The organism is Pseudomonas sp. RG1, assembly GCF_025910115.1.
Taxonomy (GTDB): domain Bacteria; phylum Pseudomonadota; class Gammaproteobacteria; order Pseudomonadales; family Pseudomonadaceae; genus Aquipseudomonas; species Aquipseudomonas atacamensis.
Map to the genome: position 1 here is coordinate 132,074 of NZ_JAPCIK010000055.1, position 25,092 is coordinate 157,165.

At 61.4% G+C, this 25,092-nt stretch carries 24 protein-coding genes; 9 read left to right on the top strand and 15 right to left on the bottom strand.

The genetic code is table 11. From position 1 onward, the window contains the following. Nucleotides 1-37: 37 nt before the first annotated feature. Nucleotides 38-853 (bottom strand): prolipoprotein diacylglyceryl transferase, encoded by an 816-nt coding sequence (gene lgt, locus OK411_RS26580; protein WP_016772683.1) that lies wholly within the window; start codon nucleotides 851-853, stop codon nucleotides 38-40. A gap of 79 nt (nucleotides 854-932) precedes the next feature. Then, entirely contained in the window at nucleotides 933-1,715 is a 783-nt protein-coding gene (locus OK411_RS26585; protein ID WP_016772682.1) for a sulfite exporter TauE/SafE family protein, read from the bottom strand. 130 nt (nucleotides 1,716-1,845) lie between these two features. Between OK411_RS26585 and OK411_RS26590 the strand changes: the two genes are divergently transcribed. Beyond that, nucleotides 1,846-2,592 carry an NRDE family protein gene (locus OK411_RS26590; protein ID WP_264365912.1) on the top strand — a complete coding sequence of 249 codons (747 nt, stop codon included), beginning with the start codon at nucleotides 1,846-1,848 and terminating at the stop codon, nucleotides 2,590-2,592. A gap of 108 nt (nucleotides 2,593-2,700) precedes the next feature. On the opposite strand, the gene ptsP is transcribed toward OK411_RS26590, so the two are convergent. Beyond that, nucleotides 2,701-4,980: a phosphoenolpyruvate--protein phosphotransferase gene (gene ptsP, locus OK411_RS26595; RefSeq protein WP_024014698.1), complete on the bottom strand. Its 2,280-nt coding sequence runs from the start codon at nucleotides 4,978-4,980 to the stop codon at nucleotides 2,701-2,703. A gap of 22 nt (nucleotides 4,981-5,002) precedes the next feature. Then, nucleotides 5,003-5,482, bottom strand: a complete 480-nt coding sequence (locus tag OK411_RS26600) for an RNA pyrophosphohydrolase (protein ID WP_003229203.1) — start codon at nucleotides 5,480-5,482, stop codon at nucleotides 5,003-5,005. A 143-nt stretch (nucleotides 5,483-5,625) separates the two neighbouring features. Here OK411_RS26600 and OK411_RS26605 point away from each other — a divergent pair, with 143 nt between their 5' ends. Next, entirely contained in the window at nucleotides 5,626-6,282 is a 657-nt protein-coding gene (locus OK411_RS26605; RefSeq protein ID WP_264365913.1) for an HAD family hydrolase, read from the top strand. Nucleotides 6,283-6,332: 50 nt separating this feature from the next. On the opposite strand, the gene OK411_RS26610 is transcribed toward OK411_RS26605, so the two are convergent. Both OK411_RS26610 and ilvA read right to left on the bottom strand, forming a co-directional pair. Next, nucleotides 6,333-6,746, bottom strand: a complete 414-nt coding sequence (locus OK411_RS26610) for a DUF2269 domain-containing protein (RefSeq protein WP_264365914.1) — start codon at nucleotides 6,744-6,746, stop codon at nucleotides 6,333-6,335. A gap of 41 nt (nucleotides 6,747-6,787) precedes the next feature. After that, entirely contained in the window at nucleotides 6,788-8,302 is a 1,515-nt protein-coding gene (ilvA, locus tag OK411_RS26615; protein ID WP_071172186.1) for a threonine ammonia-lyase, biosynthetic, read from the bottom strand. Nucleotides 8,303-8,619: 317 nt separating this feature from the next. Here ilvA and rpiA point away from each other — a divergent pair, with 317 nt between their 5' ends. Continuing rightward, nucleotides 8,620-9,294, top strand: a complete 675-nt coding sequence (gene rpiA / locus OK411_RS26620) for a ribose-5-phosphate isomerase RpiA (RefSeq protein ID WP_007913886.1) — start codon at nucleotides 8,620-8,622, stop codon at nucleotides 9,292-9,294. A gap of 141 nt (nucleotides 9,295-9,435) precedes the next feature. On the opposite strand, the gene OK411_RS26625 is transcribed toward rpiA, so the two are convergent. From OK411_RS26625 to OK411_RS26640, 4 genes are all read right to left on the bottom strand, one after another. Then, nucleotides 9,436-10,353, bottom strand: coding sequence for an SdiA-regulated domain-containing protein (locus OK411_RS26625; RefSeq protein ID WP_262136553.1), 918 nt, complete (start codon nucleotides 10,351-10,353; stop codon nucleotides 9,436-9,438). A 189-nt stretch (nucleotides 10,354-10,542) separates the two neighbouring features. Next, nucleotides 10,543-11,466 (bottom strand): SdiA-regulated domain-containing protein, encoded by a 924-nt coding sequence (locus tag OK411_RS26630; protein WP_264365915.1) that lies wholly within the window; start codon nucleotides 11,464-11,466, stop codon nucleotides 10,543-10,545. A 286-nt stretch (nucleotides 11,467-11,752) separates the two neighbouring features. Beyond that, nucleotides 11,753-12,418, bottom strand: a complete 666-nt coding sequence (locus OK411_RS26635; RefSeq protein ID WP_024014705.1) for a fumarylacetoacetate hydrolase family protein — start codon at nucleotides 12,416-12,418, stop codon at nucleotides 11,753-11,755. Between the two features lie 41 nt (nucleotides 12,419-12,459). Continuing rightward, on the bottom strand, nucleotides 12,460-13,854 hold the full coding sequence (locus OK411_RS26640) for an FAD-binding oxidoreductase (RefSeq protein WP_041476861.1): 1,395 nt from the start codon (nucleotides 13,852-13,854) through the stop codon (nucleotides 12,460-12,462). A 205-nt stretch (nucleotides 13,855-14,059) separates the two neighbouring features. Between OK411_RS26640 and serA the strand changes: the two genes are divergently transcribed. After that, complete coding sequence (gene serA / locus OK411_RS26645; protein WP_024014707.1) at nucleotides 14,060-15,289, top strand: phosphoglycerate dehydrogenase; 1,230 nt, start codon at nucleotides 14,060-14,062, stop codon at nucleotides 15,287-15,289. 123 nt (nucleotides 15,290-15,412) lie between these two features. Here the strand turns inward: serA and OK411_RS26650 are convergent, their stop codons facing one another. After that, the gene (locus tag OK411_RS26650) at nucleotides 15,413-15,838 is read right to left on the bottom strand and encodes a DUF4399 domain-containing protein (protein WP_024014708.1); all 426 of its coding nucleotides are present in this window, start codon (nucleotides 15,836-15,838) and stop codon (nucleotides 15,413-15,415) included. A 135-nt stretch (nucleotides 15,839-15,973) separates the two neighbouring features. Here OK411_RS26650 and OK411_RS26655 point away from each other — a divergent pair, with 135 nt between their 5' ends. Further along, nucleotides 15,974-16,537 (top strand): transporter substrate-binding domain-containing protein, encoded by a 564-nt coding sequence (locus tag OK411_RS26655; RefSeq protein WP_136493140.1) that lies wholly within the window; start codon nucleotides 15,974-15,976, stop codon nucleotides 16,535-16,537. A 224-nt stretch (nucleotides 16,538-16,761) separates the two neighbouring features. Here the strand turns inward: OK411_RS26655 and OK411_RS26660 are convergent, their stop codons facing one another. After that, the gene (locus OK411_RS26660; protein WP_264365916.1) at nucleotides 16,762-17,247 is read right to left on the bottom strand and encodes a DUF523 domain-containing protein; all 486 of its coding nucleotides are present in this window, start codon (nucleotides 17,245-17,247) and stop codon (nucleotides 16,762-16,764) included. 2 nt (nucleotides 17,248-17,249) lie between these two features. Next, the gene (locus tag OK411_RS26665; protein WP_024014711.1) at nucleotides 17,250-17,882 is read right to left on the bottom strand and encodes a 2OG-Fe(II) oxygenase; all 633 of its coding nucleotides are present in this window, start codon (nucleotides 17,880-17,882) and stop codon (nucleotides 17,250-17,252) included. A gap of 108 nt (nucleotides 17,883-17,990) precedes the next feature. Between OK411_RS26665 and OK411_RS26670 the strand changes: the two genes are divergently transcribed. Further along, nucleotides 17,991-18,722 carry a DUF2059 domain-containing protein gene (locus OK411_RS26670; protein WP_123441772.1) on the top strand — a complete coding sequence of 244 codons (732 nt, stop codon included), beginning with the start codon at nucleotides 17,991-17,993 and terminating at the stop codon, nucleotides 18,720-18,722. A 104-nt stretch (nucleotides 18,723-18,826) separates the two neighbouring features. Here OK411_RS26670 and OK411_RS26675 read toward each other — a convergent pair whose 3' ends face one another. After that, on the bottom strand, nucleotides 18,827-19,774 hold the full coding sequence (locus OK411_RS26675) for an alpha/beta hydrolase (RefSeq protein ID WP_264365917.1): 948 nt from the start codon (nucleotides 19,772-19,774) through the stop codon (nucleotides 18,827-18,829). Nucleotides 19,775-19,873: 99 nt separating this feature from the next. On the opposite strand from OK411_RS26675, the gene OK411_RS26680 reads away from it, so the two are divergent. After that, nucleotides 19,874-20,452, top strand: coding sequence for a DUF6436 domain-containing protein (locus OK411_RS26680; protein WP_024014714.1), 579 nt, complete (start codon nucleotides 19,874-19,876; stop codon nucleotides 20,450-20,452). 102 nt (nucleotides 20,453-20,554) lie between these two features. Next, a complete protein-coding gene (locus OK411_RS26685; protein WP_136493143.1) occupies nucleotides 20,555-22,963 on the top strand; it encodes a penicillin acylase family protein in 2,409 nt (802 codons plus the stop codon). A gap of 201 nt (nucleotides 22,964-23,164) precedes the next feature. Here the strand turns inward: OK411_RS26685 and OK411_RS26690 are convergent, their stop codons facing one another. Further along, on the bottom strand, nucleotides 23,165-24,130 hold the full coding sequence (locus tag OK411_RS26690; RefSeq protein WP_136493144.1) for a GlxA family transcriptional regulator: 966 nt from the start codon (nucleotides 24,128-24,130) through the stop codon (nucleotides 23,165-23,167). Nucleotides 24,131-24,441: 311 nt separating this feature from the next. On the opposite strand from OK411_RS26690, the gene OK411_RS26695 reads away from it, so the two are divergent. Then, entirely contained in the window at nucleotides 24,442-25,083 is a 642-nt protein-coding gene (locus OK411_RS26695; RefSeq protein ID WP_130889101.1) for an HD domain-containing protein, read from the top strand. The last annotated feature ends 9 nt before the right edge of the window (nucleotides 25,084-25,092 follow it).

A 25,092-nucleotide genomic window follows, 5' to 3' on the forward strand; every position in this document is an offset into this window, starting at 1 on the left:
CCTTGGAGCCCCGGCGTCGCGCGCCGGGGTTCGTAGTTTAAGCCGTCGGCGCGAGCGGTGCTGCCGGGGCGCGACGATAGGCCAGCCAGATCAGCAACAGCCCGCCGACAATCATCGGCACGCAGAGCACCTGACCCATGGTCAGCCAGTTCCACGCCAGATAGCCCAACTGCGCATCAGGCACGCGGACAAACTCGACGATGAAACGGAAGATGCCGTAGAACAGCGCGAACATGCCGGAGACCGCCATGGTCGGACGCGGTTTACGCGAGAAGATCCACAGGATCAGGAACAGCGCCACGCCTTCGAGGGCGAACTGGTACAGCTGCGACGGGTGACGCGGCAACTGCGCCGGATCGCTGAACGGCGGGAACACCATCGCCCATGGCACGTCGGTGGCCTTGCCCCACAACTCGGCGTTGATGAAGTTGCCGATGCGCCCGGCGCCCAGGCCGATCGGCACCATCGGCGCGACGAAGTCCATCAGCTGGAAGAACGACTTGCCATTGCGCTTGCCGAACCACAAGGCCGCGAGCATCACGCCGATGAATCCGCCGTGGAACGACATGCCGCCCTTCCATACTTCGAAAATCAGCGTCGGGTTGGCCAGGTACGCGCTCAGATCATAGAACAGCACGTAACCCAGACGGCCGCCGACGATCACGCCCATCGATAGCCAGAACACCAGATCGGAGAGTTTCTCCTTGGTCCAGGTCGGGTCGAAGCGGTTGAGCCGGCGCGACGCCAACAGCCACGCGCCGCCGATGCCGATCAGGTACATCAGACCGTACCAGTGGATTTTCAGCGGACCGATGGCCAGGGCCACCGGGTCGATCTGCGGGTAAGGCAGCATTGCGACTCCTTGTTAGAGTTGAAAGCGAAATTCCCGGGCGACGCTGCCACCTCAGGATTAAGCCAGGATTGCCACGCGGTCAGAGCAGAAAGCTCAGACCCACGCAGAACAGCAAAGCGGCGAACAGCCTTTTCAGCAAGCGCGGCGACAACCTGTGTGCCAGACGCGCGCCGAGCCGGGCGAAGACCATGCTGGTCAGGGCGATGCCCAACAATGCCGGCAAATACACAAAACCGAGACTATGGGCCGGCAACAACGGATCGTGCCACCCCAGAATCATGAAACTTGCTGCACTGGCCAGAGCGATCGGCAGGCCACAGGCCGACGAGGTCGCCACCGCCTGCTGCATCGGCACGCTGCGCCAGGTCAGAAACGGCACGGTCAGCGAGCCGCCACCAATGCCGAAAATCGCCGAGGCCCAGCCAATCACCGTACCGGCGGCAGTCAGACCGAGTTTGCCCGGCACCGTTCGGCTGGCCTTGGGTTTGACGTCCAGCGCCAGTTGCACGGCGATCACCAGAGCGAACACGCCGATGATCTTTTGCAGGTTCGGCCCGGAGATGGCTTCTGCGGTCAGCGCCCCGAAACCGGCACCGAGCAGGATACCCACGGTCATCCAGCGAAAAATCGCCCAGCGCACCGCGCCGCGACGGTGATGTTCACGCACGGCGTTGACCGAGGTGAAGATGATCGTCGCCAGCGAAGTCCCTACCGCCAAGTGCGTAAGAATCGACTGATCGAAGCCCTGCAAAGTGAAGCTGAACACCAGCACCGGGACGATGATGATCCCGCCGCCGACGCCAAACAGCCCGGCGAGCACGCCCGCACAGGCGCCGAGCGCCAGGTAGAGCAGAAATTCCATGACCGTCTCCAGCACGCATCGGCAAAACAGGAGCGGCATGTTAACGGATGCGCAGCCTTCTGCTCCACTGGCGATGGATGCACGGACGCCGGATGCGTAGAGTGGGCAAAAAACACGCAAGGACCACCTTATGTGCCTGATTGTTTTCGCCTGGCGCCCGGACCATGCCCAGCCGCTGATCGTCGCGGCCAACCGCGACGAGTTCTACGCCCGCCCCAGCCTGCCATTGGCGCCGTGGGCGGAAGCTCCGCATGTGCACGCCGGGCGCGATCTTGAAGCCGGCGGCACCTGGTTGGGGATCGGCGCCAACGGACGCTTCGCCGCGCTGACCAATATTCGCGATCCACAGCAGCCACCGGCGACCAAATCCCGGGGCGAGCTGGTGGCGCGGTTTCTTGCTAGTGATCTGTCGATTGATGATTATTTGAGCGATGTGGTGGCTCGTGCCGCCGAATATGCCGGGTTCAATCTGCTGCTGGGCAATGCCCATGAGTTGTGGCACTTCAATGCGCGGGCGTCAGAGCCGGTGATGTTGCAGCCCGGGGTTTATGGTTTATCCAACGCGGGGCTGGATACGCCTTGGCCGAAACTGCTCAAGGCCAGGGCGGCGTTGAGCGCGGTGCTGGACGATCCGCAGCCTGAGCGATTGCTGGCCTTGCTGAGCGATGCGCAGACCGCACCCGAGGCGGAGTTGCCGGATACCGGGGTAGGCATGGCGACGGAGTCGTTGTTGTCGAGCGTGTTTATTGCCAGCCAGAGCTATGGGACCCGAGCGAGTACAGCGTTGATCGTGCGAGCGGACGGCACGCGGCGGATGGTAGAGCGCAGCTTTGGGCCGTATGGTGGGCATTTGGGCGAGGTTGAGATTGTGGTTTAGCGGTGCCTGAACTGGCGCCTTCGCGAGCAGGCTCGCTCCCACATGGGTTTCGTGATCGATACGAATCCCTGTGGGAGCGAGCCTGCTCGCGAAGAGGGCATCTACCTTTTAGAGAGCCTTGGTCACCACCGGCGAATTCATCTTCGCCAACCCAAGATTCTTCAGCGCCAGTTGCAGCGAGCTGTGGATAACCTGCGGGTTATCGATCTTCATCAGTTCCGCCAGCATCTCCTGCGCCTTGCTCAGGTTCACCTGGCGCAACATCCACTTCACCTTCGGCAGGTTGGTGGCGTTCATCGACAGGCTGTCGAAACCCATCGCCATCAACAGCACCGCCGCCGCTGGATCCCCGGCCATCTCGCCGCAGATACTCACCGGTTTGCCTTCGGCGTGGGCGTCAGTGACGACGGTTTGCAGAGCTTGCAGCACCGCAGGGTGCAGATAGTCGTAGAGGTCGGCGACGCGCGGGTTGTTGCGGTCTACCGCCAGCAGGTACTGGGTCAGGTCGTTGGAGCCAACGGAGAGGAAGTCGACCATCCGCGCCAGTTCCTTGGTCTGGTACACCGCTGCCGGGATTTCGATCATCACGCCGATCGGCGGCATCGGCACGTCTGTGCCTTCGTCGCGCACTTCACCCCAGGCACGGTGGATCAGGTGCAGGGCTTCTTCGAGTTCGTGAGTGCCGGAGATCATCGGCAGCAGAATCCGCAGGTTGTTCAGGCCTTCGCTGGCCTTGAGCATCGCGCGCGTCTGCACGAGGAAGATTTCCGGGTGGTCGAGGGTGACGCGGATACCGCGCCAGCCGAGGAACGGGTTGTCTTCCTTGATCGGGAAGTACGACAGCGACTTGTCACCACCGATGTCGAGGCTGCGCATGGTCACCGGTTGCGGGTGGAACGCGGCGAGCTGTTCGCGGTAGATCGCCAGCTGTTCCTTCTCGCTCGGGAAGCGCTGGTTGATCATGAACGGCACTTCGGTGCGGTACAGGCCGACTCCTTCGGCGCCACGCTTCTGCGCCCGCGCCACATCGGCGAGCAGGCCGGTGTTGACCCACAGCGGCATGCGGTGGCCATCGAGGGTCACGCACGGCAGGTCGCGCAGGGTGTCGAGGCCCAGCGCCAGTTGTTTCTCTTCTTCGACGACTTCGGCGAACTGCTTGCGCAGCACTTCGCTGGGGTTGGTGTAGACCTCGCCACGGGTGCCGTCGACGATCATTTCGATGCCGTCGACCTTGGCGTACGGCAGGTCGACCAGGCCCATCACCGTCGGAATGCCCATGGCCCGGGCCAGAATCGCGACGTGAGAGTTACCGGAACCGAGTACCGAGACCAGACCGACCAGCGTGCCTTCCGGCACCTCGCCGAGCATCGCCGGCGTCAGCTCTTCGCTGACCAGAATGGTTTTTTCCGGGTAGACCAGATTCTGCTGACGCTCTTCCTGCAGATAGGCGAGCAGACGGCGGCCAAGGTCTTTGACGTCCGAGGCGCGCTCGCGCAGGTAGGCGTCGTCCATCAGTTCGAAACGGTTGACGTGCTCAGTGACCACCTGACGCAGGGCGCCCTGAGCCCACTGCCCCGTCTTGATCACCGTGGTGATTTCGCTGCCCAGCGAGGCATCGTCGAGCATCATCAGGTAGACGTCGAACAACGCGCGCTCTTCCGGGCGCAACTGGGTCGCGAGTTTGGCGGACAAGGCGCGCATGTCGGCGCGCACGCCTTCGATGGCAGTCTTGAACAGCGCCAGCTCAGCGTTGATGTCGGTGATGGTCTTGTCCGGCACCACGTCCAGGTCCGCCGGCGGCAGCATGACCACGGCGGTACCGACGGCAGCACCCGGCGAACCCGGCACGCCGACGAACTTGGCTTCCTGAATGCCCTTGCCCTGCCGGCCCAGACCACGGATCGAACCGGTGGCCTCGGCGTGGGCGATCACGCCGGCGAGCTGCGCGCTCATGGTCACGAGGAAGGCTTCTTCACCTTCGTCGAACTGGCGGCGTTCTTTCTGCTGGATGACCAACACGCCGACGACGCGGCGGTGGTGGATGATCGGTGCACCGAGGAACGAGGCGTAACGCTCTTCACCGGTTTCGGCGAAATAGCGATAGCGCGGGTGAACCGACGCGTTTTCCAGGTTCAGGGGTTCTTCACGCGTGCCGACCAGACCGACCAGACCCTCGTTGGGGGCCATGCTGACCTTGCCGATCGAGCGCTTGTTCAAGCCCTCGGTGGCCATCAGGACGAAGCGATTGGTTTCCGGATCAAGCAGGTAGACCGAGCAGACCTGGCTGCCCATGGCCTCTTTGACGCGCAACACAATAATCCCCAACGCCGCCTTGAGATCCTTGGCGGAGTTAACTTCCTGGACGATCTTGCGCAGCGTATTGAGCATGGCTCGGGGTCGAACTCCGTCGTCAGTCGCGCGCTAAAAGGCGCGGGGCAAGCTCTTTGAGAGCGCGTCGATACACCTCGCGCTTGAATGTCACCACCTGGCCCAACGGATACCAATAGCTGACCCAGCGCCAGCCATCGAACTCCGGTTTACCGGTCAGATCCATCCGCACCCGCTGCTCGTTGGAGATCAGGCGCAGGAGAAACCATTTCTGTTTCTGGCCGATGCACAGCGGTTGGCTGTGGGTACGCACCAGGCGTTGCGGCAAACGATAGCGCAACCAGCCTCGGGTACAGGCCAGTATTTCAACATCTTCACGTTCCAGGCCAACTTCTTCGTTCAGCTCGCGGTACAAGGCGTCTTCCGGCGTCTCCTCGGGGTTGATCCCCCCTTGCGGAAACTGCCAGGCGTCCTGATTGATACGGCGAGCCCATAGCACCTGGCCGGCGTCATTCGTCAGAATGATCCCGACATTGGGGCGGAAACCATCGGGGTCGATCACGGCAACAACCTCGCAAACGCATGTCGCCGCATTGTTCCACAAAGCTTGATGAGGCGGCAACGAAGGTTCCTACCTTATGTGCACTCTTGTGAAAAGACCGTATTCTTGTCGCCTTTTTACTGACTTTTCAGCGGGTAACTGCAATGCGCCTGGCTTTATTCGATTTGGACAACACCCTTCTGGGCGGCGACAGCGATCACGCCTGGGGCGATTATCTGTGCGAGCGCGGCTTCCTCGACCCGATCGCCTACAAGGCGCGCAACGACGAGTTCTATCAGGATTACCTGGCCGGCAAGCTCGACAACGCTGCCTACCTGAACTTCTGCCTGGAAATTCTCGGCCGCACCGAAATGGCCGTACTCGACGCCTGGCATAGCGATTACATGCGCGACTGCATTGAGCCGATCGTGCTGCCCAAGGCACTGGAGCTGCTGAAAAAACACCGCGATGCCGGCGACAAACTGGTGATCATTACCGCCACCAACCGCTTCGTCACGGCGCCGATCGCCGTGCGCCTGGGCGTGGAAACCCTGATCGCCACCGAATGCGAGATGATCGACGGCCGCTACAGCGGGCGCAGCACCGACATTCCGTGTTTCCGTGAAGGCAAGGTCACGCGCCTCAATCGCTGGCTGGAAGAGACCGGGCATTCGCTTGAGGACAGCTATTTCTATAGCGATTCAATGAATGATCTGCCGCTGCTGGAGCAGGTGGCGAATCCGGTGGCGGTAGACCCGGATGCGAATCTGCGGGCCGAGGCCGAGAAGCGTGGCTGGCCGGTGATTTCGTTGCGCGACTGAGATTGCTATCGCTGGCAAGCCAGCGATGGGGGTCAACTCGGCCTCAAGCCTTAAACCGGCTTGGCCCCCATCAACGCCGCTATGGCGACAAACCCGACGCCGCTGACAATCGCCAGGGCCAGATTGAACTTGCGATTGCCCATCCCGCTTGTCCACAGCCGATCCAGCCGGACCAGCAGCCAGACCGCGCTGAGCGTGGCCACGGCATAGATCACGCTGGAACCCAGAATCCACAATTGGCCCAATGGCCAGCCCACCAGGTGTACCAGCCACCAGCCGGTGAAAGGCATGCTGAGCATGCCGATCAGCATCAGACACCAGATGAACAGCCACGGACGGCGCATCGTACTGGCCGGGCCTTCGCTGCGATTACGCCAGGTCAGGGCGGCGAGCACCAGCCCGCTCGCGAGGATGACCACGGTCGCCGCGACGTGAAGGACTTTCAGGGTGGTCAGGGTTTCCATGTCGTTCTCTTCCGTAGATCCATGCCCATCAGCGTAGCCGCTCAGCCAAGAAACAGCTGATAGGCCGGGTTGTCGCTTTCATCCCAATACGGGTAGCCGATTTCCGCCAGTGCCGCCGGCACCAGATGACGCTCGTCATGGGGCACTTGCAGGCCGGCGACCACGCGGCCGTCCGCTGCGCCGTGATTGCGGTAGTGAAACATCGAGATATTCCAGCGCCCGCCGAGCTTGTTGAGGAAGTTGAACAGCGCGCCCGGGCGCTCCGGGAATTCGAAGCGCAGCACCACTTCATCGACCACCTGCGCCGCGCGGCCGCCGACCATGTGGCGGATGTGCAACTTGGCCAGTTCGTTGTCGGTCAGGTCGATGACCGGGAAACCCTGCTCGGTCAGGCTCGCCAGCAAGGCGCTGCGCGGGTCGTTGTCCGGGTGGGTCTGCACGCCAACAAAGATGTGTGCTTCGCTGCCGGTGTTGTAGCGGTAATTGAATTCAGTGATCTGGCGCTTGCCGATGGCTTCGCAGAACGCCTTGAAGCTGCCGGCCTTTTCCGGGATGGTCACGGCGATGATCGCCTCGCGACCTTCGCCCAGTTCGGCGCGCTCGGCGACGTGGCGCAAACGGTCGAAGTTGACGTTGGCGCCGGAGTCGATGGCGACGAAAGTCTGGCCGCTGACGCCACGCTGCTCAACATACTTCTTGATCCCGGCTACGCCCAACGCGCCGGCAGGCTCAGTGATCGAGCGGGTATCGTCGTAGATATCCTTGATTGCTGCGCAGATCTCGTCGGTGCTGACAGTAATCACTTCATCGACGTAATCCTTGCAGATCTCAAAGGTGTACTGGCCGATCTGCGCCACCGCCACGCCGTCGGCGAAGATGCCGACAGTCGGCAGAACCACGCGCTCGCCCGCTGCCATTGCCGCTTGCAGGCAGTTGGAATCGTCCGGTTCGACGCCAATCACCTTGATGTCCGGACGCAGGTATTTCACGTAGGCCGCGATACCGGCGATCAGGCCGCCACCGCCGACCGGGACGAAAATCGCATCCAGCGGCTGCGGGTGCTGACGCAGGATTTCCATCGCCACGGTGCCCTGCCCGGCAATGGTGTGCGGATCGTCGTACGGGTGGATGTAGACGTAGCCTTTTTCATCGACCAGTTTCAGCGAGTAGGCCAGCGCTTCCGGAAACGAGTCACCGTGCAGCACCACTTTGCCGCCGCGCGAACGCACGCCTTCGACCTTGATTTCCGGGGTGGTCTTGGGCATGACGATGGTGGCTTTGACGCCCAACACTTTCGCCGCCAAGGCCAGCCCCTGCGCATGATTGCCCGCCGACGCGGTGACCACGCCACGAGCGCGCTCTTCGTCGCTCAGTTGCGTCAGCTTGTTGTAGGCGCCGCGAATCTTGAACGAGAACACCGGCTGCAAGTCTTCACGCTTGAGCCAGATGTCGTTGCCCAGCCGCTCGGAGAGCTGGCGAGCGTTCTGCAGCGGGGTTTCTACGGCAACGTCATAAACGCGCGAGGTGAGGATCTTCTTGACGTACTGTTCGAGCATCGGAAAGCATCACTGGCGATTGGGCGGGACCAGCGAGTCTAACCCGCCTTTTGCCGAGGCGACCACACTAAACAGGTGGTTTTAAGGTCTGGAAACCCATTCTTGAGTGAGCACTGTCGTGGCGAGGGGATTTATCCCCGCTGGAGTGCGAAGCGCTCCCCTGCATTTTTTCAGTTACACCGCGTTCCAGGGTCTTACGACGACTGCGTTGCCGAACGGGGATAAATCCCCTCGCCACAGCTTGTTTCCCCCTCTACCACCGCGAGGCCTATAATGCCGGCCTTTCTGCCCAACCCTTGCCCGCTTCCGGAGCCCGCATGACCCAGGATCAACTCAAACAGGCCGTGGCCCAGGCCGCTGTCGACTTCATCCTGCCGAAACTCGACGACAAGAGCATCGTCGGCGTCGGCACCGGCTCCACCGCCAACTGCTTCATCGATGCACTGGCCCAGCACAAGGGCGCGTTCGATGGCGCCGTTGCCAGCTCCGAAGCCACCGCCGCGCGCCTCAAGGGCCATGGGATTCCGGTGTATGAGCTGAATACCGTCAGCGATCTGGAGTTCTACGTCGACGGCGCCGATGAAAGCGATGCGCACCTGAACCTGATCAAGGGCGGCGGCGCCGCCCTGACCCGCGAGAAGATTGTCGCCGCCGTGGCCAAGACCTTCATCTGCATCGCCGACGCCAGCAAACTGGTGCCGGTACTCGGCGAGTTCCCGCTGCCGGTGGAAGTCATCCCGATGGCCCGCAGCCACGTTGCCCGCCAACTGGTCAAACTCGGTGGCGACCCGGTGTACCGCGAAGGCGTATTGACCGACAACGGCAACATCATCCTCGACGTGTTCAACCTGCAGATCACCAACCCGGTGGAGCTGGAAGCGCAGATCAATGCCATCGTCGGCGTGGTCACCAACGGCCTGTTCGCCGCGCGCCCGGCGGATCTGCTGTTGCTGGGCACCAGTGAAGGCGTGAAAACCCTGAAGGCTGAGTAACAGACTGCCCGAATCATGGGCAGACAAATAAACCTGTGGGAGCGAGCCTGCTCGCGAATGCGCCTGTTCAGCCAACATCTTCATTGACTGGCCAACCGCATTCGCGAGCAGGCTCGCTCCCACAGTGTTTTGTGGTGTTGGTCAGTTTTGTGTGGGCTTCTTGAAGACGTAAAACAGATTCGGCTCGCTCACCAGGTACAACGTGCCGTCATCATCCATCGCAATCCCTTCCGCCTGCGGCACGGTTTTCTGCAAACCCTGACGCCCGCCGCTGATCGACATGGTGCTCAAGGGGCGCCCGTCGACATCCAGTTCGATAATCAACCGCGACTCGTCCGACAGTGCCAGCAAGTGCCCGCTGCGCTCGTCGTACTGCAGACTCGACAGATCACGCACGAACATCCCGGCATCGCGCTTGGGGTTGTTGATCACGTGCACCGCGTAGGTCTTGTCCGGTTTGAAATGCGGGAAGCCGTGGACCTCGTAGATCAGCATCGGGTCGCGCTCTTTGGCCACGAACAGCCGCTTGCCCACCGAGTCGTAAGCCAGCCCCTCGAAACCCTTGTTGCTGGCCATGTGCACGCCCAAGGTCATTTGCTCCGCATCTTCGGCATCGAGAAAAGTGGTGTCGGCTTCAAGGTGGATCTTGATCAGGCGTTGCTGACGCTCGTCGGTGATCACGTAGGTGTCGGCGCTGATGTACTCGACGGCTTCCGGATCGCCAAACCCCACCAGAGCGATGCGCCGCAGAATCTTGCCTTCCAGCGACAGTTCGATCAGTTCGGAATTCTTGTTGGTCACGGTGAACAGGCTTTTGCGCACCGGATCGTAGGTCAGCGCCGAGACGTCATCGTCGAGCCCGTCGATCGGTCGCGCTTCGATGATCACCCGATATTGATCCAGGCCGATCGCCTCGCTGCTCACCGGTTGCCACAGCGTGTGCAGGTTGAACCAGGCGCGCTCGAACAGGCGCAGGTATTGGCCGATCGCGAGCAACGCGATCAGGACAATCATCAACAGGACGAGGATCAGCGGTTTGGGGCGGGCAAGTCGACGCATTCAGGCAGGCTCGGATTCATGACAGGCCGATGAAATATCACGCCCGTCTGAATTGAAGCTTAATGGCCACTTGCCCCAGACCACAAGCCAACCCGTGTAGGAGCTGCCGAAGGCTGCGATCTCTTGATCTTGCTTTTGAAAGGCAAGATCAAAAGATCGCAGCCTGCGGCGGCTCCTACAGGGAAAGCATTACCGATGTTTTTCGAATCGGTAGAACAGGTTCGGTTCGCTGACCATGTACAGCGTGCCTTCCTCATCCATGGTCATGCCTTCGGCGCGGGGGATGGTGTCTTTCAGACCGTTGAAATTGCCGAGCAATGTCATGAAGCTGACTTGCTTGCCGGCCTCGTCCAGTTCCAGCAACAGGTGCGAATCGGCGGACAACACCAGCAGATGGCCAGTGCGCGGATCGACAGCCAGCGCCGACAGGTTGCGCAGATCCAGCTGATCGCTGGCCAGTTTCTGCTTCTCGCCCTGCAGGGTCTGGCCGCCATCGCTTTTCCAGGTGAACAGCGCCGGGGGGCGTTCCTCCCCCAGAATAAGGCGCTGGTTGCGCGGATCCCAGGTGATGGCCTCAAAAGCCTTGTTCTGATCTTTCGACGGCCCGAGGTCGTATTTGGGGAAATCGGCGATGTTCAGCTCACGAGTCGCGGCATCGACCTTGACGATCGACAGCGTATGCTCACGCTCATCGACAATGGCCAGCAAACCGTTTTCCATGACCGTCAAGCCTTCCGGATTACTCCAGCCCACCAACGGCATCTTGCGCAACACGTCGCCCTGAAGCGTCAGCTCGACCAGAAAGGCATTCTTGCCCATCACCGCAAACAGGGTCCTGGTCTGCGGGTTGTAGGCCAGATCCGAAGCTTCGTCCTTTTCCATGCCCGGCAGCGGCTTGGCATCGATCACCACCTGATAATCCGGCAGCCACACGCTCTCCTTCTGCTCGGCCTTGCTCTCGAAGCGCTCCAGCACCCACAGCACGCCGCGATCATCCCAGTGCATGGCGAACGCCAGCCCATAGGCTGCGGCGATGACCAGCAACAGCCAGACATACCAGCGCAGGACGAAGCGCGAACGGGAGGGGGATTTCTGCTGAGTTGAAGATGCCATCAAGGGATGCGTTCCGTTAATTCAGGCCAAGGGTAATAGCACAAAGAGGCCGGCTGAGACGCCAGAATCGCGGGAATTATCCAGAGAGGATGTGAAAAAAACGGGAAATGGCGGGATTGCCGTGTGCATTTGCCAGCAGCAACACATTACAGATATGGAATGGCCCTTGTGGCGAGGGAATTTATCCCCGTTGGCGCGCGAAGCGCGCCCCTCTTGATCTTGAAGAGGGGCCTGCTGGGATAAATCCCCTCACCACAAAGCTCACCCCCTACAAGGGGTTCTGCGGTTAGCGCACGCTGCTGCTGAAGCTGCTCGCCCCCGGCAGTTCGAGGACGATTTCATCGCCGACGTTCAGCGGGCCGACGCCCACTGGCGTGCCGGTGAGGATCACGTCGCCGGCCTGCAGCGAGAAGCAGCCGGCCATGTGCTGGATCATCGGCACGATCGGGTTGAGCATCGCGCTGCTGTTGCCGTCCTGGCGCACTTCGCCGTTGATGGTCAGGCGGATGCCGATGTCGGTCAGGTCAGCGAAGGTGCTGCCGACCACAAACGGCGCGATCACCGCTGCACCATCGAACGATTTGGCGATTTCCCAAGGCAAGCCCTTGGCTTTCAGCTCGGCCTGCTTGTCGCGCAGGGTCAGGTCCAGCGCCGGGGCGAAGCCGGAGATCGCATCGAGGACTTCTTCACGGCTCGGCTTGGTTGACAGCGGCTTGCCGATCAACACGGCGATTTCCGCTTCGTAGTGCACCGAACCACGCTCGGTCGGAATGCTGAACCCGCCTTCCAGCGGCACCACGCAACTGCCCGGCTTGATGAACAGCAGCGGCTCGGTCGGCACCGGATTGTCCAGTTCCTTGGCGTGTTCGGCGTAATTGCGGCCAATGCACACGACTTTCCCGATCGGGAAGTGAATGCGCGTGCCGTCGACGTACTGGTGCTGATAGCTCATTTACCGACTCCTGCCTTTATTGGTTCAACAGAGATTACCGATCAAACCGGGAAAATCTTGCCCGGGTTCATGATGCCGTTCGGGTCGAACACTGCCTTGACCGCTTTCATGTACTCGATCTCGGCCGGCGAGCGGCTGTAGGTCAGGTAATCACGCTTGGTCATGCCCACGCCGTGCTCGGCCGAGATCGAGCCGTTGTATTTCTCGACGGTTTCGAACACCCACTTGTTGACGGTGGCGCACTTGGCGAAGAACTCGTCCTTGCTCAGATTTTCCGGCTTGAGGATGTTCAGGTGCAGATTGCCGTCGCCAATGTGGCCGAACCAGACGATTTCGAAATCCGGGTAGTGCTCGCCAACGATCGCGTCGATTTCGCGCAGGAACGCCGGCACTTTCGAGACGGTAACCGAGATGTCGTTCTTGTACGGCGTCCAGTGGGAGATGGTTTCGGAGATGTACTCGCGCAGCTTCCACAGATTGTGCAGCTGGGTTTCGCTCTGGCTCATCACGCCGTCGAGCACCCAGCCCTGTTCTACGCAGTGTTCGAAGGTCTCCAGCGCGCTGTTGGCCACTTCTTCGGTGGTCGCTTCGAATTCCAGCAGGGCGTAGAACGGGCACTCGGTCTCGAACGGCGCCGGCACGTCACCACGGCCCATGACCTTGGCCAAGGCCTTGTCGGAGAAGAATTCGAACGCCGTCAGGTCGAGTTTGCCCTGGAAGGCATGCAGCACCGGCATGATCGAATCGAAATCGGCGGTGCCGAGGACCATCGCCGTGAGGTTTTTCGGCGCGCGATCGAGGCGCATGGTCGCTTCGACAACGAAACCGAGGGTGCCTTCGGCACCGATGAACAGCTGACGCAGGTCGTAACCGGTGGCGTTCTTGATCAGGTCCTTGTTCAGTTCCAGCACGTCGCCCTTGCCGGTGACGACTTTCATGCCGGCAACCCAGTTGCGGGTCATGCCGTAGCGAATCACTTTGATCCCGCCGGCATTGGTGCCGATATTGCCGCCAATCTGACTGGAACCCGCCGAGGCGAAGTCGACCGGATAGTACAGGCCGTTTTCCTCGGCGACGTTCTGCAGATGCTCAGTGACCACACCCGGCTGGCAGACGGCGGTGCGGTCGGTGAGGTTGACGTCGAGAATCTGGTTCATGTAATCGAACGAAACCACCACTTCGCCATTGGCCGCCACCGCAGCGGCGGACAACCCGGTGCGCCCGCCGGACGGCACCAGTGCGACCTTGTGGGTGTTGGCCCAACGCACCACGGCCTGCACTTGCTCGATGGTCTTGGGAAACACGATAGCGCTCGGCGCCGGGGCGAAGTGCTTGGTCCAATCCTTGCCGTAAGTGTTCAGGGAGTCGGCGTCGGTGAGGACTTTGCCAGGCTCAACCAGGGTCTTCAGTTCATCAATCAGCGCAGGATTGGTCATCGACAGAACTCTCGAACAATTCATGGTCATCCTGAGAACGCTTCACGTCGCAGGAATGAGTGTTTAGCGGGGTGGCTATGCTAGCATACCGACCCCGCAGGACAGTGCCCAAGGCCAGATCCGCGGTGACGGCTTTGTTGCCGTGCGGGTCAGCTCCAGGCTGCTCCCTCCCTGCCATTTTTCTCCGGGATACAGGTTTACGCAGATGAGCAAGACTTCTCTCGATAAGAGCAAGATCAAGTTCCTTCTTCTCGAAGGCGTCCACCAATCGGCTGTCGACGTCCTCAAGGCGGCGGGCTACACCAGCATCGAATACCTGACTGGTTCCTTGCCGGAAGCCCAGCTCAAGGAAAAGATTGCTGACGCTCACTTCATCGGCATTCGCTCGCGCACGCAACTGACCGAAGAGATCTTCGATCACGCGAAGAAACTGGTCGCGGTCGGCTGTTTCTGCATCGGCACCAACCAGGTTGACCTCAGTGCGGCCCGCGAGCGCGGTATTGCCGTGTTCAACGCGCCGTACTCCAACACCCGTTCCGTAGCCGAGCTGGTACTGGCCGAAGCGATCCTGCTGCTGCGCGGCATCCCTGAGAAGAATGCATCCTGCCACCGTGGCGGCTGGATCAAGTCCGCCGCCAACTCGTTCGAGATCCGTGGCAAGAAGCTGGGCATCGTCGGCTACGGCTCGATCGGCACGCAGCTGTCGGTGCTGGCTGAAGGCTTGGGCATGCAGGTGTTCTTCTATGACACCGTGACCAAGCTGCCACTGGGCAACGCTACGCAGGTCAACAACCTGCACGAGCTGCTGGGCATGTCCGACATCGTCACCCTGCACGTCCCGGAAACTGCGGCGACCCAGTGGATGATCGGCGAGAAGGAAATCCGCGCCATCAAAAAGGGCGGCATCCTGATCAACGCCGCACGCGGCACCGTGGTCGAGCTGGACGCCCTGGCGGACGCGATCAAGGACAAGCACCTGATCGGCGCGGCCATCGACGTGTTCCCGGTGGAACCACGCTCCAACGATGAAGAGTTCGAAAGCCCGCTGCGCGGCCTCGACAACGTGATCCTGACCCCGCACATCGGTGGCTCGACCGCCGAAGCGCAAGCCAACATCGGTCTGGAAGTGGCAGAGAAACTGGTCAAGTACAGCGACAACGGTACTTCGGTGTCGTCGGTGAACTTCCCGGAAGTGGCCCTGCCGGCTCACCCTGGCAAGCACCGCCTGCTGCACATCCACGAGAACATCCCGGGTGTGATGAGCGAGATCAACAAGGTCTTCGCCGAAAACGGCATCAACATCTCCGGTCAGTTCCTGCAGACCAACGAGAAAGTCGGCTACGTGGTGATCGACGTAGACGCCGAATACTCGGAGCTGGCGCAAGAGAAACTGCAACACGTCAACGGCACTATCCGTAGCCGTGTTCTCTTCTGAAGAAGCAGCGGCAAGCTTCAAGCTACTAGCGGCAAGTGAACAGCGCTTTTGCTTTACCTTGCCGCTTGCAGCTAGCCACTTGAAGCTGAATTAAAAAAGGGAGCCCCGCAGGGCTCCCTTTTTTTATTTCACGTTTACGGTGATTTTTTCCGAAACGATCGATGGGTCGAACGGCATGTGGCCGCTGTCGCCGAGGATCAGTTGCAAGGTGTGCTTGCCCGGGGCCAGTTTGATCGTGGCTTCGGTCTGCGCCTTGCCGAAATGCATGTGATGGGCGTCAGTCGGGATCGGCGCGCCTTCGGCCGGCAAATCATCGACGTCGATCAGCAGGTGATGGTGGCCGGTGTTCTTGGTGGTGTCACCCGCCGGGGCCAGCGCGATGTTCTTGACGCCGAACTTGACCTTGAATTCCTGCGAGACGGTAGCGCCGTCCTCGGGAGAAACGATGAACACTTCAGCATCCTTCGGCGCCGGTGTCGCCGCACTGGCCAGCACCGAAACACCCATCAGCACACCGGCCAACGCTGCACGTGACAAAAAGCTTTTCATTTTCTTCTCCAGTTTTTCCGTAAAATCCGCACGGTCATGACAACTTCATGACCATTCGTTGTCGAAGGCACTCGACAACCATAGCAAAGCGAGCCTGAATCAGAGCGTCGCGATAATGATTTCAAAGGAGTGACCATGCGCCTGCTGCCTGGCCTGATCTGCCTGCTACCCCTTCTGAGCCCGCTGGCTCACGCCGAACTGATTGATGACATCAACGACCGTGGCGAGCTGCGCATAGCCCTTGAGGCTAATACACCGCCCTTCAATTACAAGGAAGGCGACACCCTCACGGGGTTCGAGGTCGAGCTTGGGCAACTGATCGCCAACGAGCTGGATGTACGCGCCGACTTCATCGTCACCGACCAGGGCGACCTGCTCCAGGGCGTTGAAAGCGGCAAGTACGACGTCGCGCTCAACCACATAGCACTGACACCCGAACTCAAGGATCGTTTCGACTTCAGCGAGCCGTACGGCCAGGTCGACGGGCAGTTGTTGGCGAAGAAGGACGAGACGCCACGGCCGATGGTGCTGGTGCAGGCGTTGACGGAAGAGAAGCCGAAAGCGGCGGCGCCGGTGGAATTGGCGATACCGTTTCAGAAGGGTAATCCGGCGTTTCAGGCCAGCCTCAAGAGCGCGCTGGAACGGATCAAGGCGGATGGGCGGTTGGCGGCGTTGTCCGAGAAGTGGTTGAAACCGTAAGAGCCCCTCACCCTAACCCTCTCCCGGAGGGAGAGGGAACTGATCCGGGGATGCTTTAGAGGTACGCCGACTTGGGATTGCTATACCGAATCCGAAATCGACTGATCATGGCTTTGTCGAATCCCTGGTCGCCAAGGTCTTTCAGGTCGATGGACAGCGGCAGACACCTCGGTCGGCCCCCTCTCCCCCCGGGAGAGGGCTGGGGTGAGGGCAACGATGGCGGATCAGTCCAAAGCCGCCAGAGTCACCGCCGCCTCAGCCAGCTCAAGCTCACTGAAAACCCGAACCCCATGGCGCTTCAGCAACGCCGCCGTCACCCCTTCGCCACTGACTCTGACCCCACTGAACGTGCCGTCATACGTCAGCAGATTCCCGCAAGAAGGACTGTTGGCCTTGAGCACCGCCACCCGAATGCCGTGCTTTTGCACCAGTTCCAGCGCTCGCCGCGCCCCCTCGAGAAACTGCACGCTGACATCCTCGCCATCGGTAGTGATCACAGCAGCAGTGCCATCCAGCACCTCTCCGCCCTGCCCGCCAGGAATCTCAGCCGCCGCCCGCGGCGTCGGCAATCCACCGGCCACCTCAGGACACAACGGCACTACCCGCCCTTCTTCGATCCACTGCTCAAGCAGATCAAACGGCCCGCTCGCACCACCGTCATAACGCACGCGATGGCCCAGCAGGCAGCGACTGACCAGGATCTTTTCCATGTTCAGAACGGCTCGTTGCCACGGCGACGGAACCAGCCAGTCAGCGACAGGCGCTCGCGATGGGCCGGCAACACTTCGTGGGGCACTTCGCCGGAGAGAAACACCACCAGACAGCCGCCGGTCGGCTGTACGTCATGCACGCGTTCCTCGCCCAGGTACATGCGCAACTGGCCGCCGTCCTCCGGCAACCAGGCCTCGTTGAGGTAAATGACGGCCGAGACCATGCGCCGGTCATCATCGCGAAAGCGGTCGACGTGCTTGAGGTAAAACGCGCCGGGCGGGTACAGGGCGAAATGGCATTCGAAATCCTCAAGCCCCAGAAACAAGCCACGATTGAGTGCCTCGCGCAGACTGTCCATCAGGCTCAGGTAACGGTCGGTGGCCTCGGCCTGACCCGGGTCGATCCACTGGATGTGATCGCCGCGAATACCCTCGCGAATCTCCGAAAACGGCCCGCGTCCGACCGCCGCCGGCGCCAGCTCACCTTCGGCTTCACGTTTACGGCACTCGGCCGCCAGCGCCCGGGTCAGATCGGCGGGCAGGAAGATGTTCTGCTGCGACCAGCCGTGTTCGGCCAGGTCGTCGACAATGCGTAACAGCAGCGGGTGTTCAGAGGATATCGGCATGGCGCGCATAGTATGCCGACGGCAACAAATCCGACAGAGCCATGCAGCGCCTTGCTACGAATTCTCGACAAGTACCGGCACCGCACGGACAATAGTCCGCTGCTGACAGGAGTCCCTATGCGCCGTTTGCTTTTTTCACTGTTGATGTTCTGCGTATTGCCCGCCTGGGCGGACGGCTTTGATCAGTTGTACAAGGTCGCCGGCTGGCCAGAACAACGCGCGCATTTCAACGATGCCCTGAGCGCCGCCCAGCAGCGCTATCAGAACAGCCTGCCGCCTGCGGTGTTTCAGGCGCTGGTCAACAACAGCAATCAACGCTTTGCCGCGCAGGCCATGGATCAGCGTGCCGAAGCGCAACTGCGGCAGAAACTCGCCGACCCGAAACCGGCGCTGACCTTCTTCCAGTCACCGCTGGGCAAGAAAATCGTCGCCGCCGAATTGCTGGCGACCCGTCGCGATCAACTGGCAAAAAATGCCCAGGGCCTGCCGAAGATGCAGGCCAGCGACAGTCGCTTGCTGATCATCGGCCATCTCGCCCAGGCCCTGCCAGCCCGTGAGGCGGGCGCCGAGGTCAGCCTGGCGATTGCCGGCGTAGCGGCGGACAGCTTGAGTTCGATGATCCCGGGACTGCTCGGCGGTGGACAGGCACAGGGCATGTTGAACGGTCAGCGCCAGCGGTTGATGGATCAGATCGGCGCCGATCTGAACAACACGCTGCTCTATGTCTATCGCGACTTGTCGGATGAAGAGCTGGAAGAGTTTGCGACATTTGCCGAGTCGACCGAGGGCAAGGCTTACTACCAGGCGGCACTGGCGGCGATTCGGGCGGGGTTGGCGGTCGGCCAGTGATGTTCGTTACCTGAAAGATCGCATTCGCGAGCAGGCTCGCTCCCACAGTTGTAACGCATTCCCCTGTGGGAGCGAGCCTGCTCGCGAAGAGGCCCTCCCAGGCACTAGAGATTCCGCCCCCTGATCCGCTTGCTCAAGAATTCGAAATACTCCTCACGCATCTCCGCCGTTTCATTGGCCAGGTGATGCCGTGCCTCGGCCAGCAGCAGAATCTGCGGTCGGTCGAACTTCCATTTCAACACCTGCAGATTGTGCTGCCAGTCGACAGTCATGTCCGCCTGCCCCTGAATGATCAGCGGCCGTCGCGGACTTTTTTTCGCGTGCTCGACGCGGATGATCCAGCGCGACAGCGCGCCCACCCATTTCGTCGGCAGGCGCCTTGGCTGTAACGGATCGGCCTGCAGAAACGGCAGGAAATCCGGATCGTTGGAGTTCTCGCTGAAGCGTCGCGCGACCCCGCGTACAAACGGCCGCAGCAGGTAATAACTCAACTGCGACCAGGCCCACGCCCTCGGCCTTACCAATGGCGCCAGCAGAATCACCTGCCCCTGCGCCGGGCTGTTCTCGCCATGGTTGAGCAGGTGATCGACGACAATCGCGCCACCGGTGCTCTGCCCGCACAAATGCCAAGGCTGCGGCAGCGCGATCGAGCTCGCTTCAGCAAACAGCGCCTGCAACACGTCCTGGTATTCAGAGAAATCACGAATGCTTGCCCGTGGCCCGCTCGACAGACCATGGCCCGGCAAGTCGCAGGCGATCACGGCAAAATCCTGATCCAGCGCCCACTCGATCACATGCCGGTACAGGCCGATGTGATCGTAGTAACCGTGGAGCAGAAACAACGTCGCCTTGACCTTCTCCGGCCACCAGCAATGGCTGACCAGCTCGTAGCCATCGACCTCGAAACGACCCATGCCGCGCCAGACATCGCGCTCGGCGAAGTCGGTCTTGTAGAAGCGCTGATAAGCCTTCGCCTCATCCGATAACGGCTGCCACTCGGCCAATGGCTTGAGGCTCGCGCGTAAATGATCGGGGTCGAAAGTATCAGGCATGCGCACATTCCAAAGCGGTAAACGGACTTTATCGGCCTGCGATATTCATCTGTCGGAGCAAGCATGGCAAGCTAGCCAACCTTTTCAGATTCCGAAATCATGCGTTCGCCCTACCGCACCGCACTGTTCGCCAGCCTGCTCGCGCTGATCTGCGCCGGGGTGCTGTGGGCGGCGTATGACTGGTTTCAGGGCCGCTATCTGCGCGCGTTCAGCGAACATACGGCGGTATTTTCCGGTGACCCGCTGCGCCTGCCGGACAACCTCGCCGGGCCGGGCAATATCCGCCTGGTGCACTTCTGGGACCCGGCCTGCCCGTGCAACGTCGGTAATCAACAGCACCTGAGCGAGATGGTCGAACAGTTCGGTCCTCGCGGCGTGGAGTTCTTCGCCGTGCAAAAGCCCGGCAGCCACGGCCAGTTGCCCGCCACCCTCGCCAGCCTGAAAACCATCATCGTCCTGCCCGGCGCCGAACAGATCCCCGCCAGCCCCGCCGTGGCGATCTGGGATCGTAGCGGCAAACTCGCCTACTTCGGCCCGTACAGCGAAGGTTTGACCTGCAACTCCAGCAACAGCTTTATCGAACCGATTCTGCATGCGCTGACGGAAGATCGCCCGGTCAATGCCACGCATACGCTGGCAGTGGGTTGTTATTGCCCGTGGCCGGCGGACGCGAAGTAAGGCATTCCGGACTTTTCAAGGACAGCGCTGCACCGCACAGATGCTCTGTGCTAAATGTTTGCAGCCCGACGGGCGGCCTTCCCGCCTGCACAAGGAGTCACCATGAAGCGTGCGTTGATCGTCGTTGCCTTGCTCATCGTTGTCCTGCTCGGCGCCGCCGGCGGGTATATCTACAGCAAGCAGCCGACGCGCCAGGGCCAGGTCGAGTTGCGCAACCTGCAAGGCTCAGTGACCGTGCGCTACGACGAGCGCGGTGTGCCGCATATCCGCGCCGAGAATGAAACCGACCTCTATCGCGCCCTCGGTTATGTGCACGCGCAGGATCGTCTGTTCCAGATGGAAGCCATGCGCCGCCTCGCCAGGGGCGAGCTGGCCGAAGTGCTCGGGCCGAAACTGCTCGACACCGACAAACTGTTCCGCAGCCTGCGCATCCGCGAGCGTGCGGCCAGTTACGTCGCCAGCCTCGACAAGCAGTCGCCGGCGTGGAAGGGCCTGCAAGCCTATCTGGACGGCATCAACCAATATCAGAGCAGCCACGCCGCGCCGATCGAGTTCGACGTGCTGGGCATCCCCAAGCGGCCGTTCACTGCCGAAGACAGCATCAGCGTCGCCGGTTACATGGCCTACAGCTTTGCCGCCGCGTTCCGCACCGAGCCGCTGCTGACCTATGTGCGCGATCAGCTCGGCGCCGATTACCTCAATGTCTTCGATCTGGACTGGCAGGCCAAAGGCGTTCTGGCCACCGATCACACCCGCCACGCACCGGCCCTCGCCGCCGGCGACTGGCAGGACCTCACCGCCCTCGCCCGCCTCAGCGAACAGGCGCTGCTCGACAACGGCCTGCCGCAGTTTGAAGGCAGCAACGCCTGGGTGATTGCCGGCAGCCGCAGCCAGAGTGGCAAGCCGTTGCTGGCCGGCGATCCGCATATCCGCTTTTCGGTGCCGTCGGTGTGGTACGAGGCGCAGCTGTCGGCGCCGGGTTTCGAGTTGTACGGCCATCATCAGGCACTGGTGCCGTTCGCGTTTCTGGGACACAACCTCGATTTCGGCTGGAGCCTGACAATGTTCCAGAACGACGATCTCGACCTGATCGCCGAGAAGGTCAACCCGGACAACCCCAATCAAGTCTGGTATCGCGGTCAGTGGACCGAGATGCTCGTCAGCGAACAACAGATCAATGTGAAGGGGCAGGCGCCGGTGACCCTCACCTTGCGCCAGTCCCCGCACGGGCCAATCGTCAACGATGCTCTTGGCAGCGCTGCCGGCAAGATCCCGATTGCGATGTGGTGGGCGTTCCTCGAAACACCCAACCCGATCCTCGACGGTTTCTACCAGCTCAACCGCGCCGACACGTTGGCCAAGGCCCGCGCGGCAGCGGCCAAGGTGCAGGCGCCGGGCCTGAATCTGGTGTACGCCAACGCCAAAGGCGATATCGCCTGGTGGGCCTCGGCCCTGCTGCCCAAACGTCCGGCCGGGGTGAAACCGGGCTTCATCCTCGACGGCAGCACGCCTGAGGCGGACAAGGAAGGCTATTACCCGTTCAGCGCCAACCCGCAGGAAGAGAATCCGGCGCGCGGCTATATCGTCTCGGCCAACTTCCAGCCCGTGTCGCCGACCGGCATGGAGATCCCCGGTTACTACAACCTTGCCGATCGTGGTCAGCAGCTTGACCGTCAGCTCAGCGACAACCGGGTGAAGTGGAGCAACGAGGCCAACCAGCAACTGCAACTGGGCACGGCGACCGGTTACGGCCCGCGTCTGTTGGCGCCGCTGTTGCCGGTGTTGCGTGAGGTGGTCAGTGATCCGGCGCAGCTCAAACTGGTCGAGCAACTGGCGCAGTGGCCTGGCGACTATCCGCTGAACTCGATCAGCGCGACGCTGTTCAACCAGTTCCTCTACGACCTTGCCGATGCGGCGATGCGCGATGAGTTGGGCAATGACTTCTTCGAGACACTGCTGTCGACGAGGGTGATCGATTCGGCGCTGCCACGCCTGGCGGCCAAGGCGGATTCACCGTGGTGGGACAATCGCAGCACGCCAGCCAAAGAAACCCGCGCCGATGTCGTGCGCACGGCGTGGGCGGCAAGCATGGCGCATCTGAAACTGACCCTCGGCGATAACGTGGCCGGTTGGCAGTGGGGCGCGGCGCACACCCTCACCCACGGCCATCCACTGGGGCAGCAGAAGCCGCTGGATCGCCTGTTCAACGTCGGCCCGTTCGCAGCGCCGGGCAGCCACGAAGTGCCGAACAACCTCTCGGCGAAGATCGGCCCGGCGCCATGGCCGGTGACCTATGGACCGTCGACGCGACGTCTGGTGGATTTCGCCGATCCGGTGCATGGCCTGACGATCAACCCGGTCGGCCAGAGTGGCGTGCGTTTGGACAGTCACTATGACGACCAGGCCGAGGCGTATGTGGAGGGGATTTATGTGCAGGCGCATTTCAGCGAGGAAGAGGTGCTGGCGAATACGCGCAGTACGTTGAAGCTGCTGCCTGCGCGCAAGCCCTGAACAGCCCCTCACCCTAGCCCTCTCCCAGAGGGAGAGGGGACCGATTGGGGGATATTCATGAGAAACGCCGACGTGAAAGATTGGCGCCGAATCCATAATCGATAAGGTCTTTCAGGTCGATGTAACACGCCAGACACTGCAGTCGGCTCCCTCTCCCTCTGGGAGAGGGCTGGGGTGAGGGCTTTCGAGCTCAAGCCCGGATCAAACATTCAGCGCAAAATTCATCCGAAACTGCTGCGGCGTCACGCCTAATCTGCGGTTGAACACACTGCGCATATGCTGCGCATCACGAAACCCGCACTGATAGGCCACGGTCTTCAGCGGCGCCGTGGTGCTTTCCAGCATGACCCGCGCCGCATCCACCCGCGCCCGTTCGACAAACTCCGCCGGGGTCACTTTCGCTTCCCGCGCAAACACCCGCGAGAAATTGCGCGCACTCATGTTCGCCGCATTGGCCAGATCGGCGATCGTCAGATCACCAGTGAGATTGGCCAGCACATACAACTGCACCAGCGCCACCGCTGACGTCGGCTCGGCATGCGGCGTGAGGAACGGGCTGAACTGCGATTGCCCGCCCGAGCGCTGGGTGAACACCACCAGCCGTTTCGCCACACTCAGCGCGACCTCGGCACCGTGGTCGCGCGCCAGCAGGTACAGCGACAGATCGATGCCCGCCGTGACCCCGGCCGAAGTGTAGAGCGTGGCGTCCTCGACATACAGGCGATCCGCTTCGACCCGCGTGGTCGGGCACAACTGCGCCAACGCCTCGGCATCGTTCCAGTGCGTGGTGACAGTGCGCCCCTCGAGCAAACCGGCGCGGGCGAGCATGAACGCGCCATTGCAGATCGAGCCGAAACGCCGGGCGCGGCCACAGGCTTCACGCAGCCAGGCATCGAACGTGGGGCCAAAATCCATGAACGGCAACTGCGGGCCACCGGCGACCAGCAACAGGTCAGGGCTATCCTTTGCTTCGCTAAAGTGGCAGTGGGCATTCAGGCTCATGCCGTTGGAACAGGCCATCGGTCCATGCTCGACGCCGATCACTTGCAAGCGATAGTGATCCTGCGGCGCAAGAAAGCGGTTGGCTTCGGCGAACACGTCCATCGGGCCGCTGACGTCCAGTGACTGCACGCCGGGGAACACCACAATGGCGACGGATTTGTTCATGACTCAAACGTCCTCGATCCTTTGGCAAACACACAAACCCGTGGGAGCGAGCTTGCTCGCGAAGAGGCCAACACACGCAACATAGCTGTCGAATGAGAAACCGCTTTCGCGAGCAGGCTCGCTCCCACATGGGCCATGTCCAACTGGTTGATCGAGCTAACCCTGGCCAGCCCACACCCGACAAGTGAGCTTGGCACGATTTGCAGGCGCAATGGCAAGGATCGCAGCCATGACTCGATTGTTCGCTTGGCGCGCGGGGAACAGACTTTCTCCAGCAGCGCCACGACGGCGTTTTCGACGAGGAAACCGTTATGACCAGCACCATCGCCGGCATCAAGATCCCTGACAGCGCCCTCGCCCGGGCCACCACCGAATACATCCGCGACATCGAATCCGAACTGCTTTATCACCACTCGCGCCGGGTGTTTCTGTTCGGTGCCCTGAGCGGCGAGCGCCAGCAATTGGCCTATAACCCGGAGCTGCTGTATGTCGGCGCGATGTTCCACGACCTTGGTCTGGTCGCAGGTCATCGCAGCGATGACGAGCGCTTTGAAGTGGACGGCGCAAATGCCGCCGCAGCCTTTCTCACACCGTACGGGCTGAGCGACGACGATATCGAGCAAGTCTGGCTGTCGATCGCATTGCACACCACGCCGGGCGTACCCAGGCATCTGCGCCCGACCGTCGCGCTGGTGACGGCCGGGGTGGAGATGGACGTGCTGGGCATGGACTACGCGGCGTTCAGCAGCGTGCAGCGCGAAGCCGTGGTGCATGCGCATCCGCGTGGGGAGGGTTTCAAGGAGTGCATCATCTGCGCGTTTGCCGACGGCTTGCGTCATCGACCGCAGACCACGTTTGGCAATGTGAAGACCGATGTGCTGGTGGATCAGGAGCCGGGGTTCAAACCGATGAATTTCGTCGAGGTCATCCGCCAGTCTCCCTGGACTGCTTAAAACCAGATT

Coding starts and splice junctions, on each gene's coding strand:
- lgt (WP_016772683.1), bottom strand. CDS start 853: ATGCTGCCTTACCCGCAGATCGACCCGGTGGCCCTGGCCATCGGTCCG.
- OK411_RS26585 (WP_016772682.1), bottom strand. CDS start 1,715: ATGGAATTTCTGCTCTACCTGGCGCTCGGCGCCTGTGCGGGCGTGCTC.
- OK411_RS26590 (WP_264365912.1), top strand. CDS start 1,846: ATGTGCCTGATTGTTTTCGCCTGGCGCCCGGACCATGCCCAGCCGCTG.
- ptsP (WP_024014698.1), bottom strand. CDS start 4,980: ATGCTCAATACGCTGCGCAAGATCGTCCAGGAAGTTAACTCCGCCAAG.
- OK411_RS26605 (WP_264365913.1), top strand. CDS start 5,626: ATGCGCCTGGCTTTATTCGATTTGGACAACACCCTTCTGGGCGGCGAC.
- OK411_RS26610 (WP_264365914.1), bottom strand. CDS start 6,746: ATGGAAACCCTGACCACCCTGAAAGTCCTTCACGTCGCGGCGACCGTG.
- ilvA (WP_071172186.1), bottom strand. CDS start 8,302: ATGCTCGAACAGTACGTCAAGAAGATCCTCACCTCGCGCGTTTATGAC.
- rpiA (WP_007913886.1), top strand. CDS start 8,620: ATGACCCAGGATCAACTCAAACAGGCCGTGGCCCAGGCCGCTGTCGAC.
- OK411_RS26625 (WP_262136553.1), bottom strand. CDS start 10,353: ATGCGTCGACTTGCCCGCCCCAAACCGCTGATCCTCGTCCTGTTGATG.
- OK411_RS26630 (WP_264365915.1), bottom strand. CDS start 11,466: ATGGCATCTTCAACTCAGCAGAAATCCCCCTCCCGTTCGCGCTTCGTC.
- OK411_RS26635 (WP_024014705.1), bottom strand. CDS start 12,418: ATGAGCTATCAGCACCAGTACGTCGACGGCACGCGCATTCACTTCCCG.
- OK411_RS26640 (WP_041476861.1), bottom strand. CDS start 13,854: ATGACCAATCCTGCGCTGATTGATGAACTGAAGACCCTGGTTGAGCCT.
- serA (WP_024014707.1), top strand. CDS start 14,060: ATGAGCAAGACTTCTCTCGATAAGAGCAAGATCAAGTTCCTTCTTCTC.
- OK411_RS26650 (WP_024014708.1), bottom strand. CDS start 15,838: ATGAAAAGCTTTTTGTCACGTGCAGCGTTGGCCGGTGTGCTGATGGGT.
- OK411_RS26655 (WP_136493140.1), top strand. CDS start 15,974: ATGCGCCTGCTGCCTGGCCTGATCTGCCTGCTACCCCTTCTGAGCCCG.
- OK411_RS26660 (WP_264365916.1), bottom strand. CDS start 17,247: ATGGAAAAGATCCTGGTCAGTCGCTGCCTGCTGGGCCATCGCGTGCGT.
- OK411_RS26665 (WP_024014711.1), bottom strand. CDS start 17,882: ATGCGCGCCATGCCGATATCCTCTGAACACCCGCTGCTGTTACGCATT.
- OK411_RS26670 (WP_123441772.1), top strand. CDS start 17,991: ATGCGCCGTTTGCTTTTTTCACTGTTGATGTTCTGCGTATTGCCCGCC.
- OK411_RS26675 (WP_264365917.1), bottom strand. CDS start 19,774: ATGCCTGATACTTTCGACCCCGATCATTTACGCGCGAGCCTCAAGCCA.
- OK411_RS26680 (WP_024014714.1), top strand. CDS start 19,874: ATGCGTTCGCCCTACCGCACCGCACTGTTCGCCAGCCTGCTCGCGCTG.
- OK411_RS26685 (WP_136493143.1), top strand. CDS start 20,555: ATGAAGCGTGCGTTGATCGTCGTTGCCTTGCTCATCGTTGTCCTGCTC.
- OK411_RS26690 (WP_136493144.1), bottom strand. CDS start 24,130: ATGAACAAATCCGTCGCCATTGTGGTGTTCCCCGGCGTGCAGTCACTG.
- OK411_RS26695 (WP_130889101.1), top strand. CDS start 24,442: ATGACCAGCACCATCGCCGGCATCAAGATCCCTGACAGCGCCCTCGCC.